14 protein-coding genes are annotated in these 17,578 nt (G+C 69.1%); 8 read left to right on the forward strand and 6 right to left on the reverse strand.

Annotation, left to right across the window (positions count from 1 at the left end):
- Positions 1–35: 35 nt before the first annotated feature.
- Both IT779_RS06735 and IT779_RS06740 read right to left on the reverse strand, forming a co-directional pair.
- Complete coding sequence (locus tag IT779_RS06735; RefSeq protein WP_196148278.1) at positions 36–3,509, reverse strand: AAA family ATPase; 3,474 nt, start codon at positions 3,507–3,509, stop codon at positions 36–38.
- A 46-nt stretch (positions 3,510–3,555) separates the two neighbouring features.
- Positions 3,556–4,737 carry an exonuclease SbcCD subunit D gene (locus IT779_RS06740; RefSeq protein ID WP_196148279.1) on the reverse strand — a complete coding sequence of 394 codons (1,182 nt, stop codon included), beginning with the start codon at positions 4,735–4,737 and terminating at the stop codon, positions 3,556–3,558.
- A gap of 315 nt (positions 4,738–5,052) precedes the next feature.
- On the opposite strand from IT779_RS06740, the gene IT779_RS06745 reads away from it, so the two are divergent.
- Complete coding sequence (locus IT779_RS06745) at positions 5,053–6,204, forward strand: DNA recombination protein RmuC (protein WP_196148280.1); 1,152 nt, start codon at positions 5,053–5,055, stop codon at positions 6,202–6,204.
- Between the two features lie 146 nt (positions 6,205–6,350).
- Positions 6,351–7,430, forward strand: coding sequence for a DUF6542 domain-containing protein (locus IT779_RS06750; protein ID WP_196148281.1), 1,080 nt, complete (start codon positions 6,351–6,353; stop codon positions 7,428–7,430).
- Here the strand turns inward: IT779_RS06750 and IT779_RS06755 are convergent.
- Positions 7,427–8,434 carry a 4-hydroxy-3-methylbut-2-enyl diphosphate reductase gene (locus IT779_RS06755; RefSeq protein WP_196148282.1) on the reverse strand — a complete coding sequence of 336 codons (1,008 nt, stop codon included), beginning with the start codon at positions 8,432–8,434 and terminating at the stop codon, positions 7,427–7,429. The two genes, IT779_RS06750 and IT779_RS06755, sit on opposite strands and share 4 nt — an antisense overlap.
- A gap of 111 nt (positions 8,435–8,545) precedes the next feature.
- Here IT779_RS06755 and IT779_RS06760 point away from each other — a divergent pair, with 111 nt between their 5' ends.
- The 4 genes from IT779_RS06760 to IT779_RS06775 all read left to right on the forward strand — a co-directional run bounded on the left by IT779_RS06760 (position 8,546) and on the right by IT779_RS06775 (position 11,214).
- On the forward strand, positions 8,546–9,178 hold the full coding sequence (locus IT779_RS06760) for a lipid droplet-associated protein (RefSeq protein WP_196148283.1): 633 nt from the start codon (positions 8,546–8,548) through the stop codon (positions 9,176–9,178).
- Positions 9,179–9,261: 83 nt separating this feature from the next.
- A complete protein-coding gene (xseA, locus tag IT779_RS06765) occupies positions 9,262–10,569 on the forward strand; it encodes an exodeoxyribonuclease VII large subunit (protein ID WP_196148284.1) in 1,308 nt (435 codons plus the stop codon).
- A gap of 35 nt (positions 10,570–10,604) precedes the next feature.
- Complete coding sequence (locus IT779_RS06770) at positions 10,605–10,853, forward strand: exodeoxyribonuclease VII small subunit (protein WP_196148552.1); 249 nt, start codon at positions 10,605–10,607, stop codon at positions 10,851–10,853.
- 10 nt (positions 10,854–10,863) lie between these two features.
- Entirely contained in the window at positions 10,864–11,214 is a 351-nt protein-coding gene (locus IT779_RS06775; RefSeq protein WP_196148285.1) for a VOC family protein, read from the forward strand.
- A 121-nt stretch (positions 11,215–11,335) separates the two neighbouring features.
- Here the strand turns inward: IT779_RS06775 and IT779_RS06780 are convergent, their stop codons facing one another.
- A complete protein-coding gene (locus tag IT779_RS06780; protein ID WP_196148286.1) occupies positions 11,336–11,902 on the reverse strand; it encodes a DUF4245 domain-containing protein in 567 nt (188 codons plus the stop codon).
- A 131-nt stretch (positions 11,903–12,033) separates the two neighbouring features.
- On the opposite strand from IT779_RS06780, the gene glpX reads away from it, so the two are divergent.
- Together glpX and IT779_RS06790 are read left to right on the forward strand one after the other, a co-directional pair.
- Positions 12,034–13,077, forward strand: a complete 1,044-nt coding sequence (glpX, locus tag IT779_RS06785; protein ID WP_196148287.1) for a class II fructose-bisphosphatase — start codon at positions 12,034–12,036, stop codon at positions 13,075–13,077.
- A 348-nt stretch (positions 13,078–13,425) separates the two neighbouring features.
- A complete protein-coding gene (locus tag IT779_RS06790) occupies positions 13,426–14,829 on the forward strand; it encodes a class II fumarate hydratase (RefSeq protein WP_196148288.1) in 1,404 nt (467 codons plus the stop codon).
- A gap of 42 nt (positions 14,830–14,871) precedes the next feature.
- On the opposite strand, the gene IT779_RS06795 is transcribed toward IT779_RS06790, so the two are convergent.
- Positions 14,872–15,729 carry an acyl-ACP desaturase gene (locus IT779_RS06795; protein ID WP_196148289.1) on the reverse strand — a complete coding sequence of 286 codons (858 nt, stop codon included), beginning with the start codon at positions 15,727–15,729 and terminating at the stop codon, positions 14,872–14,874.
- Positions 15,730–15,944: 215 nt separating this feature from the next.
- Positions 15,945–17,312: a PhoH family protein gene (locus IT779_RS06800; RefSeq protein ID WP_196148290.1), complete on the reverse strand. Its 1,368-nt coding sequence runs from the start codon at positions 17,310–17,312 to the stop codon at positions 15,945–15,947.
- Positions 17,313–17,578 lie beyond the last annotated feature (266 nt).

Here is a 17,578-nt window from a genome sequence, read left to right on the forward strand (position 1 = left end):
ATATCAATCACGTCGTCAACATATACTACCCCGCGTCAGGCGACCGTGGTTCGGACGTGGGAGCCGGATCGGCCGCGGATCACGTGTAGGCGGCTCGGGATGCGTTGGCGCATCTCGTCGACGTGGCTGACGATGCCTACCACGCGGCCGCCCGCGCGGAGTTCGTCGAGGACGCCCATGACGGCGTCGAGGGTGTCGGCGTCGAGACCGCCGAAACCCTCGTCGATGAACAGGGTGTCCAGGACCATGCCGCCGGATTCGGCGGCGACGGTGTCGGCCAGGCCGAGCGCCAATGACAGCGAGGCCATGAAGGTTTCGCCGCCGGAGAGGGTCTTCGCGGGGCGGATGGCGCCGGTGTAGTCGTCGCGGATGTCGAGGCCGAGGCCGCCGCGGCGACCGTGGGTGCCCGCGCGGTCGGTGTGCACGAATTCGTAGCGGCCGCCGGACATCCGGCGCAACCGTACCGAACCCGCGATCGCCACCTCCTCGAGGCGGGCCGCCAGCACGTAGGAGCGCAGCGACATGCGGCGGTTGTTCTCGCCGCGTCCCGCGACGACCTCCGCCAGTGCGGCGAGCTCGGCGTGCGCTTTGTGCAGTGGGGCGATGTGGTCGAGTGCGGCCCACAGCTGTCCGCCCAGCTGCTCGAGCAGGTTCACGCGTCGGGTGGCCTCGGCGTGGGCGGCGACGGCGGCATTGAGCGCGGCCCGCGCCTCCTGCACCCGGCGTTCCACCTCCGTGAGGTCCTCGGCCGCGACGGCGGCGGCCGCGCGGGTCTCCGGTTCGGCGAGTACGGCTTCCGCGCGCACCCTGGCGTGATCGGCCTCGCGCAGCTCGGTCTCGATCTCCTCCCGACGACTCGCGGTGCGCGCGGCCGCGGCCACGACACGCGCGTAGGCGGTCAGCAGCGCCACCGCGTCACGTGCGGGCTCGGGACGCGCACCGGCGGTGGCAGAGTCGACACGCGCGGAGCCGGGGTGCGCGTGGTCGAATTCGGCGGGAATCAATCCGGCCGCGCGGGCCGAGCTCTCGACGCGCGTTGCCACCACCTCGACCTGCTCCGCTGCCGCCGCCGCCTCGGCGCAGGCATCGCGGTATGCGGTGGCGTGGGTGATGAGTGCGTCGATGCGGCGGCGGCGAGCCTCGATATCGGTGTCGGCGCCCGCGGCCGCGCGCAATCGCTCGGTGAGTTCGCCCAGCCTGGTTCTGGCGGCGGCGATGCGCGTGGTGACGGTGCCGCGCTGTGTTTCCGCTTCGCGGAGGTCGTCTTGCACGCGGGTTTGCTCGGTGCGCAGCCGTGCTGTCTCGTCGGTGAATTCACCTACCAGTTCGGCGATTTCGAGTGTGTCGGCGTGCCGGTCGGCGGCGGCGCGGCGAGTGGCGGCGAGTTCGACCGGGTCGGCGTCGCCGCCTGCGGCGCGGAAGGTCTCGATCTCGCGTTCGAGGGTGACTATCCCGTCGCGGATCCGGTCGCGCGCCTGTTCGGCGGTCCGTTCCGCCGCGACGGCCTTGCTCTCGGCCTTTTCGGAGACCGCGTGTGCGGTTGGTTGCGCGGGCGAGGGATGGTCGGCGGAACCGCATACCGCGCACGGGGCGCCGTCCTCGAGTCCCGCGGCTAGTTCGGCCGCCATTCCGGTGAGCCGCCGTTCGCGCAGGTCGAGCACCAGTGCCCTGGCGTCGTTGTGCGTGGCGCGCGCGGATTCGAATTCCACGTGCGCCCGGTCGAGCGTTCGGCGATGCCGCGCGAGTGCGGCGGCCGCGCTCGTGGCCTTCTCAAGCCGCTCGAGTTCGGTGGTGAGCGCGGGCAGGATGGCCGCGGCTGCGGTGGCTTCGCGCAATCGCGTCTCGGCGGCGGCAATGGTCGCGGGCAGCTGATCGCGGCGTCGGATCAGCTCCGCTACCCGGATCTCGAGCCGCTGTGCTTCGGCGCCGAGCCGAGTGGTCTGCTCGGTCAGTTCATCGGCCGCCGCGGCGGTACCCCGTACTTCGTCCAAGGCGCCGATACGGCGGCCCCACCGCACGATCGCGGCGTCGATATCGGCGTCAGGACGCAACTCGGCATCGGCGAACGAGCGCCGTACAGCGCCCGCGTCCAGATCGGCACCGGCGTACGGGCGCAGTCCGGCATCGACATCCGAGCGTCGTACGGCATCCGGATCGGTATCGTCGACCGGACGCGACTCGGCATCGGCGCCTCGTACGGAGCCCGCGCCCAGATCGGCACCGGCGTACGGACGCAGTACCGCATCGACATCCGAGCGTTGTACGGCATCCGGATCGGCACCGGCGACCGGACGCGACTCGGCATCAGCATCGGCGCCTCGTACGGAGCCCGCGTCCAGATCGGCACCGGAGTGCGGGCGCGACTCGGCATCGGCGACCGGGGACGGTTCGGCATCAGCATCCGCCCGCCGTTCGGCGGCGGAGATCATCAGCTCGGCGACATCGAGATCCGCCGCTTCAGGAGCGCGCAAGGCATGCGTCAATCGCATTGCGGCCTGCTGCTTTTCGGAATCACGTGCGCGACTCGCCATGACCGCGGCCCTGGCTTCGTCGATCGCCTCGGAGACCGGTTCGGCCCGGCGCGCCGACTCGAGTTCGGCGTGCAGCGCGGCGCGATGGTCGGCCCCCGTGGCATACGCATCGAGTGCGGCGCGAGCCTGCGCCACTCGTGCGCGCGCCTCGTGCGCGCGGCGTTGCTGCTCGGCATGGGTGTGGACGTCGGTGGATTCCTGCTGGCGTACTTCTGATTCCGCGGTGGCCGTGCGCAGTTCGGATTTCGCGGTGGCCAGCAGATTCTGCGACCACGCCACCGCGTCGTCGGGTTCGACGGCATCGGTGACGTGGCGCCCCGCCGCCATCGCCACATTGTCGATGAGTCGCTGAATGGACTCGGTTCGCACCTTCATATCGGCCTCGGAGGCGCGGCGCTTGTCCGCGAGCCACTGTTCGGCCGATCCGAAACGCTGTGTGTCGAAGAGCTTTTCGAGCAGCTTCTCGCGCTCCTCGTTGTCCGCGCGCAGGAATCGCGCGAAATCGCCCTGCGGCAGCAACACCACTTGGAAGAACTGGTCGGCGCTCATGCCGAGCAGCCGGATCACCTCGTCGCCGATATCGGTGAGCCGTGACAGGTTCACCCCGCGCCCGTCCAGCCACTCCAGTGTCGCGGCCGGATTCTCCTTGACCCAACCGCTTTTGGCCCGCTTGCTCGGCCGCTGGAATTCCGGTGTGCGGATCAGGCGCAGGTGTCTGCTACCGAGGGTCGCCTCCAATGAGACCCGCGGTGGCGTGCGCGCGTCGGCGTGGTCGGAGTGCAACCGCTTGCTCTCGCCGCGCGCGCCGGGCACGCTGCCGTACAGCGCGAAGGCGATGGCGTCGAGGACCGTCGTCTTGCCCGCACCGGTCTGTCCGTGCAGCAGGAACAAGCCGTCGGCGCCGAGTTGGTCGAAATCGATCACGGTGGTTTCGGCGAACGGACCGAAGGCCGTCATCTCGAGCCGGTGCAGCCTCATGCGGCGACACCGAGGACCGGGCGCGCGGCACCGCTGTGCTCGCGCTTCATGCGCTGACGTCCTCGGCGAGTGCGGGACCGGTATCGCCCGCGCGCTCGGTGACCGCGACCGCCGCCGCGAGCGCTTTGTCCAGCCAGGCGATTTCGCCCGTGCTCGGCGTTCCCCGCACATCGGCGATGAAGCTCCGCGCCACCTCGATATCACGTCTACCGTGCACGCGTTCACGGTAGCGCAATTCCGGATTCCCTTCCGGGCGTGACCATTCCACGTGCACGATATGCGGGAACCGGTCGCGCAGGGTGCGCAGCGCGTCGACGGGACGGGCCTTGTCGGTGAGGGTCGCGGATACGTAGTGCTCCTCGGCGGCGGAATGCGCCGGGTCACCGAGCAATTCCTCCACCGTGCCCGTGAGCCTGCTGAGCCCGCGCACCGCAGGTAGATCCCGTCGGTGCACCGCGCGCAGACCGGACTCGTCCAGATCGACGATCCATACCGCCTTGCGGTGCGAGTTCTCCGCGAACGAGTAGGCCAGCGGCGATCCCGAATACCGAACCGACTCCGAGAGGGTCTGCGGGGAGTGCAGATGCCCGAGCGCCACATAGTCGATGCCGTCGAAGGCCGAACGCGGCACCGTCTCCACTCCGCCGACCGAGATGGACCGCTCCGAACCCGTCGACTCCCCGCCGACCACGAAGGCGTGGGCGAGCACCACCGTGCGGGTCCCGGCGCGGCGTTCGATGTCGACCCGGATCCGTCCCATCGCCGCGTCGAGGATCTCGGCGTGCGAACGCGCCTGCGGCACACCGAGTTCGGCGCGGGTGATCTCGGGTTCCAGGTAGGGGATGCCGTAGAAGGCGACCTCGCCGTGCTCGTCGCGCAACAGCACCGGATCCTCGGCGCCCGCGACGGTGGTGCGCAGATGCAGGCCGCCCGCCGCGGCGAACCGGGCGCCCGCGCCGAGCCTGGTCGGCGAGTCGTGATTGCCCGAGGTGGCCACGATCACCGCGCCGGCGGCCCTGATCGCCTCGAATCCCCGGTTGCACACCGCGATAGCGTCGGCGCTGGGAATGGACCGGTCGTAGATGTCGCCCGGAATGACGACGACGTCGACCGACTCCGCGCGCACCAGTTCGGCGATGGCGCGCAGTGCGCTGTCCTGGTCGGCCAGCAGGTCGACGCCGTGAAAAGTACGCCCGATGTGCCAATCCGAGGTGTGCAGCATCCGCATGGGCCGAAACCGTAGGCGCACCCACCGACAGAATTCAATCGTCCGACCGCCCGTGTCGGATTCGCCACGTTTGTCCCGGCGTGTTCGTCGGTGTTTCGTCGCGCTCCGATCACCGTGCGACCGACCGGAATCCGCACGTCGACGGTGTGCGCGCCCGGTCCGTGCGGCACGCGACCGCAGTCCTGTTTGCCGGAATCGACGGCGCAGGCCGAATGCTCGGCCATTCGAGCACTTCAAGGCCGTGGCGACGACTCGATGCCCTCCGATAGCCGGTCGGGTCGGAACTTGTCGGTGCCGTGGTGCACTATCGGCGTCATGACCGCACCGATGCTCGTCGCACTGATGCTGGTGTTCATCGCGGGAATGGGAATCGGCTGGCTCGGGCACACCGCGCGGGCCGGTCAGCGGACGGCCGCGGCGGAGGCGCGGCTTTCGGTGTCCGCCGACAACGAACGGCTGCTGCGCCAATCCCTCGGCGCGGCGAACGAGGATGCGGCGCGCAGGCATGCACTCGCGGTCGGCGCGCTGGTCGAACCGCTGCGCGAGGCGCTCGGCGCGCTCAACCAGCACATCCAGCGCGTGGAGCATCAGCGCGTCGACGCCTATTCCGGGCTGCGCGAACAGGTCGCGGGCATGCAGCGCACCTCCCATCAACTGTCGAGCCAGACGGGCCAACTCGTGTCCGCGTTGCGGGCGCCGCAGGTGCGCGGGCGCTGGGGCGAGATACAGCTCGAGCGCGTTGTGGAACTCGCGGGCATGACGCGGCACTGCGACTTCGACACCCAGGTGAGCCGGGCCGGGCGCGGCGACGGCGAGCGGATCGGGCTCGTCCGCCCCGATCTCGTGGTCCGGCTCGCGGGCGGCCGACAGGTCGTGGTCGACGCGAAGGTGCCGTTCACCGCCTATCTCGACGCGGCCGCCGCCGATGATCCCGACGTCCGCGCCGACCTGTTGCGCCGCCACGCCAAACACCTGCGGACCCATATCGATCAGCTCGCCGACAAGGCGTACTGGGCGGCCTTCGATCCCAGCCCGGAGTTCGTGGTCCTCTTCGTGCCCGGCGATCCGTTCCTGGACGCCGCCCTCACCACCGATTCCGGGCTGTTGGAGTACGCATTCGGCCGCAATGTGATCCTGGCCACCCCGACGACGCTGATCGCGCTGCTGCGCACGGTCGCCTTCGGCTGGCGCCAGGAGGCCGTCTCCCGCGATATGGCAACGATCCAGCAATTGGGAAGGGAGCTCTACGCACGCCTCGGTCTGACCGGCAAGCACCTCGACCGGCTCGGCGCACAACTCGGCAAGACCGTCGACGCCTTCAACCAGACCGTCGCCTCGGTGGAGTCGCGGGTCCTGGTCACCGCGCGCAAACTGCACGATCTCGAGATCGCCGAACAGGACGTACCGGCGGTGCGGCGGGTCGACTCGTGGCCGAGGGCGGTCGGTTTCGCCGACTCCGAGGACTGAACCGGAGCACCGACATGGACCGATGACCGGAACGGCCCCCGCATATCCCCGGTGACCTCGCGCGCAACCATCCGGTGCACCGCGCGGAACCGGCCTGTGGCCGTGCCGTAACGCCTGCCGTCGCGGCGGCGGTTAGTGTTCAATGCGTGGCTGCTTCCCAACGTGTGCGTTCCCGTACGCCCGCGCCGCAACGTTCGATCCTGCCTTCGGTGCCGGGAATACCGGCCGGGGCTGCGGTCCTCATTGCGGTTGCCAGCACGTTTCTCGGGTTTCTCATCGACGCCAAGAGCGAGGGCGGAGACCTGACCGGTACCTTCGCCGCGCTGTACGTGGCGGGGTGTGTGGCGGCGGTCTCCGCCGTGCGATATCGCGGCCTTTTCACCACCATGGTGCTGCCGCCGCTGCTGTTGTTCATCGCGGTCCCGCTGGCGTATCAGCAGCTCACCGGCCGGGCGTCGACCAGCGGCAAGGACATCCTGCTGAATCTGGCGATCCCGCTGGTCGACCGCTTCCCGACGATGATGCTCGCCACCGCGCTGGTTCTCGTGATCGGCGGACTGCGCATTCACCTGCATCGCCGTGCGGAGGCGCAGGAGCGCGGCGACGAAGCCAAGCGGGGAACGAGTTGGGGCCGCGACTCCTCGGCCGACCGGCCGCGCAAGGGCTCGGTCAAGAGCAAGAGCAAAGGCAAGCCCGCCAAAGCCACGCGCTCCCCGGACGCGCCGCTCAAGCGCCGGCCTCGGCAGCCGAAGCCGACACCGGAACCGGTCGTCGACATCAGCGATCAGAAGACCGACAAGTACGAACCGCCGCGTCCCGGCGGCAGGCGTCCGAGCGACGAGGTGGCCGACAAACCGCCGAGGGTGGCGGCCAAGGGCAGACCGCGGGAAGGACGTCCGGCCGCACGCAACGGCCGACCGCCCGCCGCCGCGGCACGCGGCCAGAACAATGCGGCGCCGAGCGCGCAGAACGACGCCGCACCACGCGGCCAGAACGCCGCGGCGCCACGCGGCCAGAGCAAAGCCGCGCCGAGCGCGCAGAACAACACCGCGCCGCGCGGCCAGAACAACGCCACCGCTCGTGCCCAGAACAAACCCGTGCCGCGCGCGGAGAACGAGCCGCAGCGTGGTGGGCGCGGACGCGGCGAGGCACCGCCGCATCCGCGACCCAATGTGCGCTATCGCGACCCGCAGCGCGCCGAGCGTCGCAAGCCGGAGAAGCGTTAGCCGCGCGCGGCGCGCAACTCGCGAGGCAGGGCGAAGACCAGGGTCTCGTTGGCCGTGGTCACCGGCTGCACATCCGCGAATCCGTATTCCTCGAGCATGTCGAGCACGCCGCGCACCAGGATCTCCGGCACCGAGGCGCCGGAGGTGATGCCGACGGTGCGCACGCCGTCGAGCCAGGCCGGATCGACCTCGCGGGCGTAGTCGACCAGGTAGGCGGCGTTCGCGCCCGCGCCGAGGGCGACCTCGACCAAACGCACCGAGTTGGAGGAGTTGCGCGAGCCGACCACGATCACCAGATCGCATTCGGGCGCCATCGCCTTCACCGCGACCTGGCGGTTCTGCGTGGCGTAGCAGATGTCGTCGCTCGGCGGATCCTGCAACAGCGGGAACCGCTCGCGCAGCCGCTGCACCGTCTCCATGGTCTCGTCCACGCTGAGGGTGGTCTGGGAGAGCCAGATCACCTTGTTCTCGTCGCGCACGGTGACCTTGTCGACCGCGCCGGGCCCGTCGACCAGTTGCACGTGCTCGGGCGCCTCACCGGCGGTGCCCTCGACCTCCTCGTGGCCTTCGTGGCCGATGAGCAGGATGTCGAAGTCGTCGCGGGCGAAGCGCTTGGCCTCCTGGTGCACCTTGGTGACCAGCGGACATGTCGCGTCGATGGTGTGCAGGTTCCTGGTGGCGGCCGTGGCGTGCACCGCGGGCGACACGCCGTGCGCCGAGAAGACCACGACCTGGCCTTCCGGTACCTCGTCGGTCTCGTCGACGAAGATCACGCCGCGTTCGCGCAGCGTCTCGACGACGTGGCGGTTGTGCACGATCTCCTTGCGGACGTAGATGGGGGCGCCGTGTTTCTCCAGCGCCTTCTCCACGGTTTCCACCGCGCGGTCGACGCCGGCGCAGTAGCCGCGCGGCTCGGCTAGCAGGACGCGTTTGGCATCGGCACCGGCGGTTCCTGAGCCCGCCGAGCGGGTGATTCCGACGTTCAAGGGGATGGCCGAAGACATGCGCCCCAGCTTACTTGCGTACCGCGCCCGCTAACCGGGCGGAGGTGCGGGGAGAATCCGTCCGTGACACATTGCCTTTGCATAACCCGACGCATCGGGCAGGCTAGGACCATGTTCCGACCCCCGTACCTGGCCCGTGTCGCAGCAGGCGCGGCCGTCTACGCCCTCGAGGAGACACGCCGGCTACCGACGGCGGCGATGAACTTCCCGATCACGGCGATCAGTCAGCTTCTCCAGACCTCCATGCACGTCCAGCAGTTCGTGACCAGCCTCGCACTGAAGGGCGACGCGGTTTTCGACCGTCTCGGCAGCACCCGCGAAGAGCAGCCCGATTGGGCCACCTTCGACGAGGATCTCGATTCCGAGCAAACCTTCGGCGCGCCCCCGAACACGGCCGGTAGGTCCAGTCGCTTCGACCTGTTCGAAGGCGAGGAACCCGACGCGGCAACCGATACGAACGGCCATTCCGTCACCGTGCTAGACGGCTCGGAGATCGACCTCACAGCGGCGAGCCCGATCACACCGGCCGCCGAAACGCCGGAAAACGACGCTCCGGCCGCGGAACCGGAGGTCGCCACGCGATACGACTACGCGAACATGACCCTTGCCCAGTTGCGCGCCCGCCTGCGGATGCTGACGGTCGAGGATCTCGGCGCGCTGCTCGACTACGAACAGCGCACCCGCGACCGCGCGCCGTTCGTCACGATGCTCACCAACCGGATCGCCACCGTCCGCGCGCAGTGACCGCCGAACGCGAATAAGCGGCCGGTGCGGACACGGACCGACCCGCCGCGCACTTGTCGGACCGTGCGCGTATATCTGGCGGTATGACTCAGGACGGTACGGCCCCCGCCAACTCCGCCGACCATCCGTGGCCGGTGCGCACCGTCGCCGTCAAGGTCGCGCAATGGATCGACAGGCTCGGCAGCGTGTGGGTCGAGGGGCAGATCACCCAGATGAGTCCACGACCGGGCGCGCGCACCGCGTTCCTCGTGCTGCGCGACCCTTCGGCCGACATGTCGCTGTCGGTGACCTGCGATCCCGAGCTGCTGCGCCGCTCCCCCGTGCCCCTTCAGGAGGGCAGCCGTGTCGTCGTGTACGGCAAGCTGTCGTTCTTCGTCGGGCGCGGCACGATCTCGTTGCGGGCCATCGAGATTCGTCCGGTCGGCGTCGGTGAGCTGTTGGCCAGGATCGAACGCCTCAAGGCGCTGCTCGATGCCGAGGGCCTGTTCGATCCGCGCCGCAAACGGCCGATCCCGTTCCTGCCCGCCACCGTCGGGTTGATCACCGGGCGCGGCAGCGCGGCCGAACACGATGTCGTGACGGTGGCCCGAAACCGTTGGCCCGCCGTGCGTTTCGAGATCCGCAACACCGCGGTCCAGGGGCCGACCGCGGTGCCGCAGATCGTGCGCGCCCTCGCCGAACTCGACGGTGACGGCGCCGTCGAGGTGATCGTGCTCGCGCGCGGCGGCGGCAGCGTGGAAGATCTACTGCCCTTCTCCGACGAGGCCCTGTGCCGGGCGATCTCGGCCGCGGGCACGCCGATCGTCAGCGCCATCGGCCACGAACCCGACACCCCGATCAGCGATCTGGTCGCCGACCTGCGCGCGGCCACTCCCACCGACGCCGCCAAGCGCATCGTGCCCGACGCCGCCGCCGAACTCGCCGGGGTACACGACATGCGAGTGCGGGCCGCGGCGGCGCTGCGCGGTTGGGTCGAGCGGGAGACGAGGGCGCTGGCCCAGTTGCGCTCGCGACCGGCGCTGGCCGACCCGCTGCGCGATATCGAGCGGCGCGCCGAGGACGTCGAACGATTGCGCACCACCGCGAGACGTTGCGCCGAACGCCTGGTCGACGGCGAGGCCACCGCGACGCGACATCTGCGCGAGAAGCTCGTCGCCGTCGGCCCCGCCGCCACCCTCGCCCGTGGCTACGCTGTGGTGCAGCGCGTCGCGGGCAAGGAACGGCATGTGGTGCGCACCGTCGGGGACGCGCCCGCGGGCAGCCAATTGCGGGTCAGGGTCGCCGACGGCGCGGTCACCGCGGCCGCACTCGGCGCCGAATCACTCGGGAAAAGTGTTGTGGCACAGGCGCTTCCCGACAACCAGAAGCAGACCGGAAGGAACCGACGGTGACCGATGCAGGCAGAGCCGCCGCGAGCGACACCGACCTGGCCGACGCCGAGTCGGCAGATACCGCCGAACTGGTGGAGATCCGCGGATTCGGCTACGAACGCGCCCGCGACGAACTGGTCAACGTCGTGAAGATGCTCGAGCAGGGCGGTATGGACCTGGACGAGTCGCTGGCCCTGTGGGAGCGCGGCGAGGCATTGGCGGCCCGCTGCGAACAGCATCTGGCGGGCGCGCGCCGACGCGTCGAGGACGCGATATCCCGATCCGACGCCGAGGAGCAGGTCTAGGAGCAAAGGCATGGGCATTCGCCGCGCCACCCCCGATATCCGCACCGACGACATGGAACGCAGCCGCGAGTTCTACCGGCTGCTCGGCTTCGAGGAAGCCATGGACCTGGGCTGGGTGGTCACCATGGCCTCCCCCACCAACCCCACCGCCCAGGTACTGCTGCTCGGCCCCGGCGCCGAACGACTCCAACCGGACATGAGCGTCGAGGTCGACGACGTGGACGACGTGCACGCCGGACTGGTCGCCGCGGGCGCCGAGATCGTCTACGCACTGCGCGACGAACCGTGGGGCGTACGACGCTTCTTCGTCCGCGACCCGTCGGGAACGATCGTCAATATCGTCGGCCACCGCCGAACGTGAGCCGCGACCGACCGGGCAAACCTGTCGCCTCGGGAGCACCGGCGCGCCGATCGACTTCGCGCACCGACCCGAACCACGCGAGACACCGAACCGGATGCACCGCCGTCCGAACCGACGGCGTTCAGCGCGCGAGCGGCGGCGCGTCCCCGACCGCGCGGGCGAGGATCGTGAAGTCGTCCTTGTCGCCCGCGCCCTTGATGAGCACCCTGGTTTGGCCGAGGTCGGCGATCCACGCTGTTTCCTCGGTCGGCTCGGCGAAGACGGTCCATTTGCGGTCGCCGACCTGTTCGATTCCGCTGGCATAGCGGGAGCCGAGGATGTGGCGAGCCAGGGTTTCGTCGGTGGCGTTGCTCTGGGTGAGTTGCATGTACGCGCCGGAGTCGGTGATGTAGCCGACCGTGCTGATCTGGCCGCCGCCGGGGCCGGTGGCGGTGTCGCGGCGTCCCGAGTTGGGTGTCCAGGTCGCGGGGACGGCGGGGTCGCGGATCGCGAACGACAGGGTGCGGGCGTCGGATGTCAACGCCGTGTGCACGTCGAATGTCGGGATCTTGCCCTCGGTCGGGCCGGTGCCGGAGAAGCTGCACTGGCTCGCCAGACCGGCGAATACCACCGCGATCAGCACCAATGGGATCAGCGAGAAGAACAGATCCCGGTAGTCGTGCAGGATGCGTGGCTTTTGGTAGGACACGCCTTCAGTATCCACTCACCGTGCGACGCGCTCACCGCAGGACCCGACCGACAGCGCCATCTGGTGCGCGGGCGCGAAATCCGGAAATGAGACAATCGTACGGAACGAACCAACCGAGGGAGGCACCCGCCATGACGGCAACTTCGCCAGCACCCAGCCGCCGCGAGGCCCCGGACCGCAACCTTGCGCTCGAACTGGTCAGGGTGACCGAGGCGGGCGCCATGGCGGCGGGCCGCTGGGTCGGCCGCGGCGACAAGGAGGGTGGCGACGGCGCCGCCGTCGATGCCATGCGCGAACTGGTCAACTCGGTCTCCATGCGCGGCACCGTCGTGATCGGCGAGGGCGAGAAGGACGAGGCGCCCATGCTCTACAACGGCGAGGCGGTGGGCGACGGCACCGGTCCCGAGGTGGACTTCGCGGTCGACCCGATCGACGGCACCACGCTCATGTCCAAGGGTTCACCCGGCGCGATCTCGGTGCTCGCCGTCGCCGAGCGCGACGCGATGTTCGACCCGTCCGCAGTGTTCTACATGCACAAGATCGCCGTCGGCCCCGAAGCCGCCGATGTGATCGATATCTCCGCCCCGATCGCGGAGAACATCGCGCGGGTCGCCAAGGCGAAGAACCTGTCGAAGTCGGACCTCACCGTCTGCATCCTCGACCGGCCGCGGCACGCCGAGCTGATCCAGCAGGTGCGCGATGCGGGCGCCCGCATCCGGCTGATCTCCGACGGAGACGTGGCGGGCGCGATCGCCGCAGCCCGCCCCGATTCCGGCACCGACATCCTGGTCGGCATCGGCGGCACGCCCGAGGGCATCATCGCCGCCGCCGCGATACGCTGTATGGGCGGCGCGTTGCAGGGCATGCTCGCCCCGAAGGACGACGACGAGCGCCAGAAGGCGATCGACGCGGGTCACGACCTGGACCGGGTGCTGATCACCGAGGATCTGGTGTCGGGCGACAATATCTTCTTCTGCGCCACCGGCGTCACCGGCGGTGATCTACTACGCGGGGTGCGCTACTACGGCGGCGGCGCGTCCACGCAATCGATCGTGATGCGTTCCAAGTCGGGCACCGTCCGCATGATCGACGCGTACCACCGCCTCACCAAGTTGCGCGAGTACTCCTCGGTCGACTTCATCGGCGACGAGGACGCCGTACCCCCGCTGCCCTGACCGGGGCTGCCCTCCGAATCCGAAGACGCGTACGCCGCAGGCTGCGCGTCTTTTTCGTCGCCGCACCCGCATCGACTGCCGCGCACCGGAGCGTCCGTCGCCGAATTCGATGGAGGCTCCCGTCGAGATTCACGCACGAACACCCACCGATGTCAGGCCCCGGCGCTCAGTTATCCGCGACTCGATATCGTCTTCTTGCGCGGCGCGCGAACGCGAATCAATCGCGCCGGACGACGAGCGCGCATCGCCGGCGCTGTCGAGACGACTCGACCTCGAGCACGACGGATACGGCACGTCGCTCATGCATGGCAGCCCCACCGGGAACGAGCGCGACATAGGGTCGGAACCATGACCGACGAGACGCAATACCGAGTCGAGCGTGACACCATGGGCGAAGTTCGGGTACCGGTGCACGCCCTGTGGCGCGCGCAGACCCAGCGGGCCGTGGAGAACTTCCCGATCAGCGGACGCGGTCTGGAACGCGCGCAGATCCGCGCGCTCGGACTGTTGAAGGCCGCGTGCGCGAAGGTGAACCGGGATCTGGGGTTGCTGGCCGCCGACAAGGCCGACGCCGTGATCGCCGCGGCGAACGAGATCGCCGACGGCCGCCACGACGACCAGTTCCCCATCGACGTCTTCCAGACCGGTTCGGGCACCAGCTCGAATATGAACGCCAACGAGGTGATCGCGTCGATCGCGAAGGCCAACGGCGTCGACGTGCATCCCAACGACCACGTGAACATGTCGCAGTCCTCCAACGACACGTTCCCGACCGCGACGCATCTGGCCGCCACCGAGGCCGTCATCAAGGATCTGGTGCCCGCGCTGGAACATCTGCGATTGGCGTTACTGGACAAGGCGAGCGCGTGGCGCACGGTCGTGAAGTCCGGCCGCACCCATCTCATGGACGCCGTTCCGGTCACCCTCGGGCAGGAGTTCGGCGGCTATACCCGGCAGGTCGCCGCCGGTATCGAGCGCGCGATGGCGACCCTGCCCCGGCTCGGTGAACTGCCCATCGGCGGCACCGCGGTCGGCACCGGACTCAACGCGCCCGACGGTTTCGGCGCCGCGGTGGTGGCGGAATTGCGCCGTTCCACCGGTATCGACGCGCTCACCGAGGCCGAGGACCATTTCGAGGCGCAGGCCGCGCGTGACGGCCTGGTCGAGGCGTCGGGCGCGCTGCGCGTCATCGCGGTGAGTCTGACCAAGATCGCCAACGACATCCGCTGGATGGGCTCGGGTCCGCTGACCGGTCTCGGTGAACTCCAACTCCCCGACCTGCAGCCCGGCAGCTCGATCATGCCGGGCAAGGTGAATCCGGTACTGCCGGAGGCGGTTACGCAGGTCGCCGCGCAGGTCATCGGCAACGACGCGACCGTCGCCTTCGGCGGCGCGAACGGCGCGTTCGAGTTGAACGTCTACATTCCGGTCATGGCGCGCAACCTGCTGGAGTCGATTCGGTTGCTGACCAACGTATCTCGCCTGTTCGCCGACAAGTGCGTGCACGGGCTCGCGGCCAACGAGAAGCATCTGCGCACCCTCGCCGAATCCTCGCCTTCGATCGTGACGCCGCTCAATTCCGCGATCGGCTACGAGGAGGCCGCGGCGGTGGCGAAGGAGGCGTTGAAGGAGAAGAAGACGATCCGGCAGACGGTGATCGATCGCGGTCTCATCGGCGACGCGCTCAGCCTCGAGGAACTCGACCGGCGCCTGGATGTGCTGTCCATGGCGAAGGTCGACAAGGGCGAGTAGGCCGCGACATCCGGTCGGCTCCGAAGAGCCGACCGGAGACGGTCAGGCGCGCAGGTGCGCGAGTTCGGCGCGGGCGCGTTCTCCGTCCTCGCCGAGATCGGTGCGGGCGAAGACATTCCACCGCTCGAGCAGCGGCGCGAAGACCAGTTCGTGCTCGCGCGCCGGATCGTAGATTCCGGCTTCGGCCAGCACCTGGTCGCTGCTGCGGCCGTCGGGCAGGGTGATCTCGGGGACACGGAAGGCGGCGACGCTGTCGGCGATCGCGCGCACGGTCTGGTCGGGGGCGATCTGGAATCCGGCGGCGACCAGGTCGGCGAAGAATTCCGCCTGGAGTTCGTCGTCGGCGGCGATTCGCTCGGCCATGGCGGTGACCAACGGATTCTCTTGCAGAGCAGCGGTGTTGCGGTGCCGGATCGCGGCGGCGGTCTCCTCGAAGGCACAGGTGACCAGTACCGAGAGCAGGTGCTGGGGCGGGCGGCGGAAGCCCTTGGTCATGTGGTCCATCCGCAACCGTTCCAGCTCCACCGGATCGACCGAGCGGGTGACCATGAGGTAGTTGCGGATCATGATCTCGTGCCGGTTCTCCTCGGCCGTCCACCGGCCGACCCAGCGCCACCACGCGCCGGTGCGCAGGTACTTGCCGACCTCGCGGTGGTAGGAGGGCAGGTTGTCGGCCACGAGCACGCTGACCGTCAACGCCAGTTTGGCGACCTCGCCGAGTTCGGATTGTTCCGGCGCCCAATCGGTTCCGCCGAGGAACCCGAAGTTGCGACCGTTGTCCCACGGCACGTAGTCGTGGGGCTGCCACCCGTCGGCGATCTGTGTGTGCCGACGGAGGTTCAGTTCCACTTCGTCCGCGAGTGATTCGAGCAGCTCACGATCGGTCAACAAGTTCTGCACCACCACAACCTAGCTGCTCGGCCCGCGACGCGGGGATGGAAGTTCGCCGGACGGTGTCCGGGACCGGGCCATGATCTCACACCGTCCCGACAGCCACGCGCCTGTTCCGCGATGGCCTGGCGGATCACCGGGATTCGCCAGGCCATCGCCTCTACCCGCTATCGCGCGGGCGACACTCGGTCAGATGTGTCGAACACATGCCGAGAAGTTGCCACTCAGGCGTTGGGGCCGTATTCCTCCAGCATCTCGGTGACCAACGCGGCGATCGGCGACCGTTCGCTGCGGGTCAGGGTGATGTGTGCGAACAGCGGATGGCCCTTCAACTTCTCGATCACCGCCGCGACGCCGTCGTGCCTGCCGACGCGCAGGTTGTCGCGCTGCGCGACATCGTGGGTGAGCACCACCCGCGACCCGCTGCCCAGCCTGCTGAGCACCGTGAGCAGCACATTGCGCTCCAGCGACTGCGCCTCGTCCACGATCACGAAGGAGTCGTGCAGCGACCGGCCGCGAATATGGGTCAGCGGCAGCACTTCGAGCATGTCGCGGCTGAGGACCTCCTCCATGACCTCCGCCGAGGCGAGCCCGTCGAGAGTGTCGAAGACGGCCTGAGCCCACGGGCCCATCTTCTCGCTCTCACTGCCGGGCAGGTAGCCGAGATCCTGGCCGCCGACCGCGTACAGCGGGCGGAACACCACGACCTTGCGCTGGGTGCGACGCTCGAGCACCGCTTCGAGTCCAGCGGTCAGCGCCAGCGCGGATTTGCCGGTACCCGCCTTGCCGCCGAGCGAAACGATGCCGATGCTCTCGTCGAGCAGCAGATCGAGGGCGATGCGCTGTTCGGCGGAACGGCCGTGCAGGCCGAACGCCTCGCGTTCGCGCACCAACTGCACCCGTTTGTCGGCCGTGACCCGGCCCAGCGCGCTGGAACTCGGGCCGAGCAGCCGGACGCCGGTGTGGCAGGGCAGTTCCCGCGCCTCGTCGAGTTCGATGACGGACTCGGCGTAGATCTGGTCGACCCGCGCGGTCGCGACATCGAGTTCGACCATGCCGGACCAGCCGGAGATGACCACGTCCTGGGCGTGGTACTCGTCGGCGCGCAGACCGACGGCGCCCGCCTTGACGCGCAGCGGAATATCTTTCGACACCAGTACGACTTCGCGGCCCTCCGCCGCGAGATTGAGCGCACAGGCCAGGATGCGAGAGTCGTTGGTGTCGGTGCGGAAACCGACCGGGAGTACCGCGGGATCGGTGTGGTTGAGTTCCACCTGCATCGTGCCGCCCTCGGCGCCGATCGGCACCTGCTGATCGAGCCTGCCGTAGGTCAGGCGCAGATCATCGAGGTTGCGCAGGGCCTCCCGCGCGAACCAACCCAATTCGTGATGGTGCCTCTTGGCCTCGAGTTCGCTGATGACCACCAGCGGCAGCACCACGTCGTGTTCGCCGAACCGGGTGAAAGCCCAGGGATCGGAGAGTAGGACCGAGGTGTCGATGACGTAGGTCTTGGCGCCATGGGAACAGGCTGTGGAATTCCCGGAATCGCGGGTACTCACCGAGGGAGCGGAAACGGAGCGTGCAGCAGTCACGGTGGGCTCCTTTGTGTCCGTGCGGCACCCGCGCGGACGATCTCGCTGGACCGGTCCGTCCTGATGGATCCGACTTGGTCAGATGCCACGAGGGCCGGGTGCCGGCCCCCTCGCACTGAGTAGCTCAGTCACGGTCAGGACCTCCCGTGCGAACCACAACGACGCGGTCCGCAGCATCGACGCTACCTTCGATTGCCCGGTCCGCGCTCGGGGACGGCGAGGCGTGTCGGTGAAGTTCCCGTTAACGACCACGGGTTCGCCGGTCG

It is taken from the genome of Nocardia bovistercoris, from assembly GCF_015674855.1.
In the GTDB taxonomy this organism is placed as follows: domain Bacteria; phylum Actinomycetota; class Actinomycetes; order Mycobacteriales; family Mycobacteriaceae; genus Nocardia; species Nocardia bovistercoris.

What these genes read in the sequence shown, in the direction of transcription:
- IT779_RS06775 (WP_196148285.1), top strand. Translation starts at nt 10,864, where the DNA reads ATGGGCATTCGCCGCGCCACCCCCGATATCCGCACCGACGACATGGAA.
- IT779_RS06760 (WP_196148283.1), top strand. Translation starts at nt 8,546, where the DNA reads ATGTTCCGACCCCCGTACCTGGCCCGTGTCGCAGCAGGCGCGGCCGTC.
- IT779_RS06740 (WP_196148279.1), bottom strand. Translation starts at nt 4,737, where the DNA reads ATGCGGATGCTGCACACCTCGGATTGGCACATCGGGCGTACTTTTCAC.
- xseA (WP_196148284.1), top strand. Translation starts at nt 9,262, where the DNA reads ATGACTCAGGACGGTACGGCCCCCGCCAACTCCGCCGACCATCCGTGG.
- IT779_RS06790 (WP_196148288.1), top strand. Translation starts at nt 13,426, where the DNA reads ATGACCGACGAGACGCAATACCGAGTCGAGCGTGACACCATGGGCGAA.
- IT779_RS06735 (WP_196148278.1), bottom strand. Translation starts at nt 3,509, where the DNA reads ATGAGGCTGCACCGGCTCGAGATGACGGCCTTCGGTCCGTTCGCCGAA.
- glpX (WP_196148287.1), top strand. Translation starts at nt 12,034, where the DNA reads ATGACGGCAACTTCGCCAGCACCCAGCCGCCGCGAGGCCCCGGACCGC.
- IT779_RS06755 (WP_196148282.1), bottom strand. Translation starts at nt 8,434, where the DNA reads ATGTCTTCGGCCATCCCCTTGAACGTCGGAATCACCCGCTCGGCGGGC.
- IT779_RS06745 (WP_196148280.1), top strand. Translation starts at nt 5,053, where the DNA reads ATGACCGCACCGATGCTCGTCGCACTGATGCTGGTGTTCATCGCGGGA.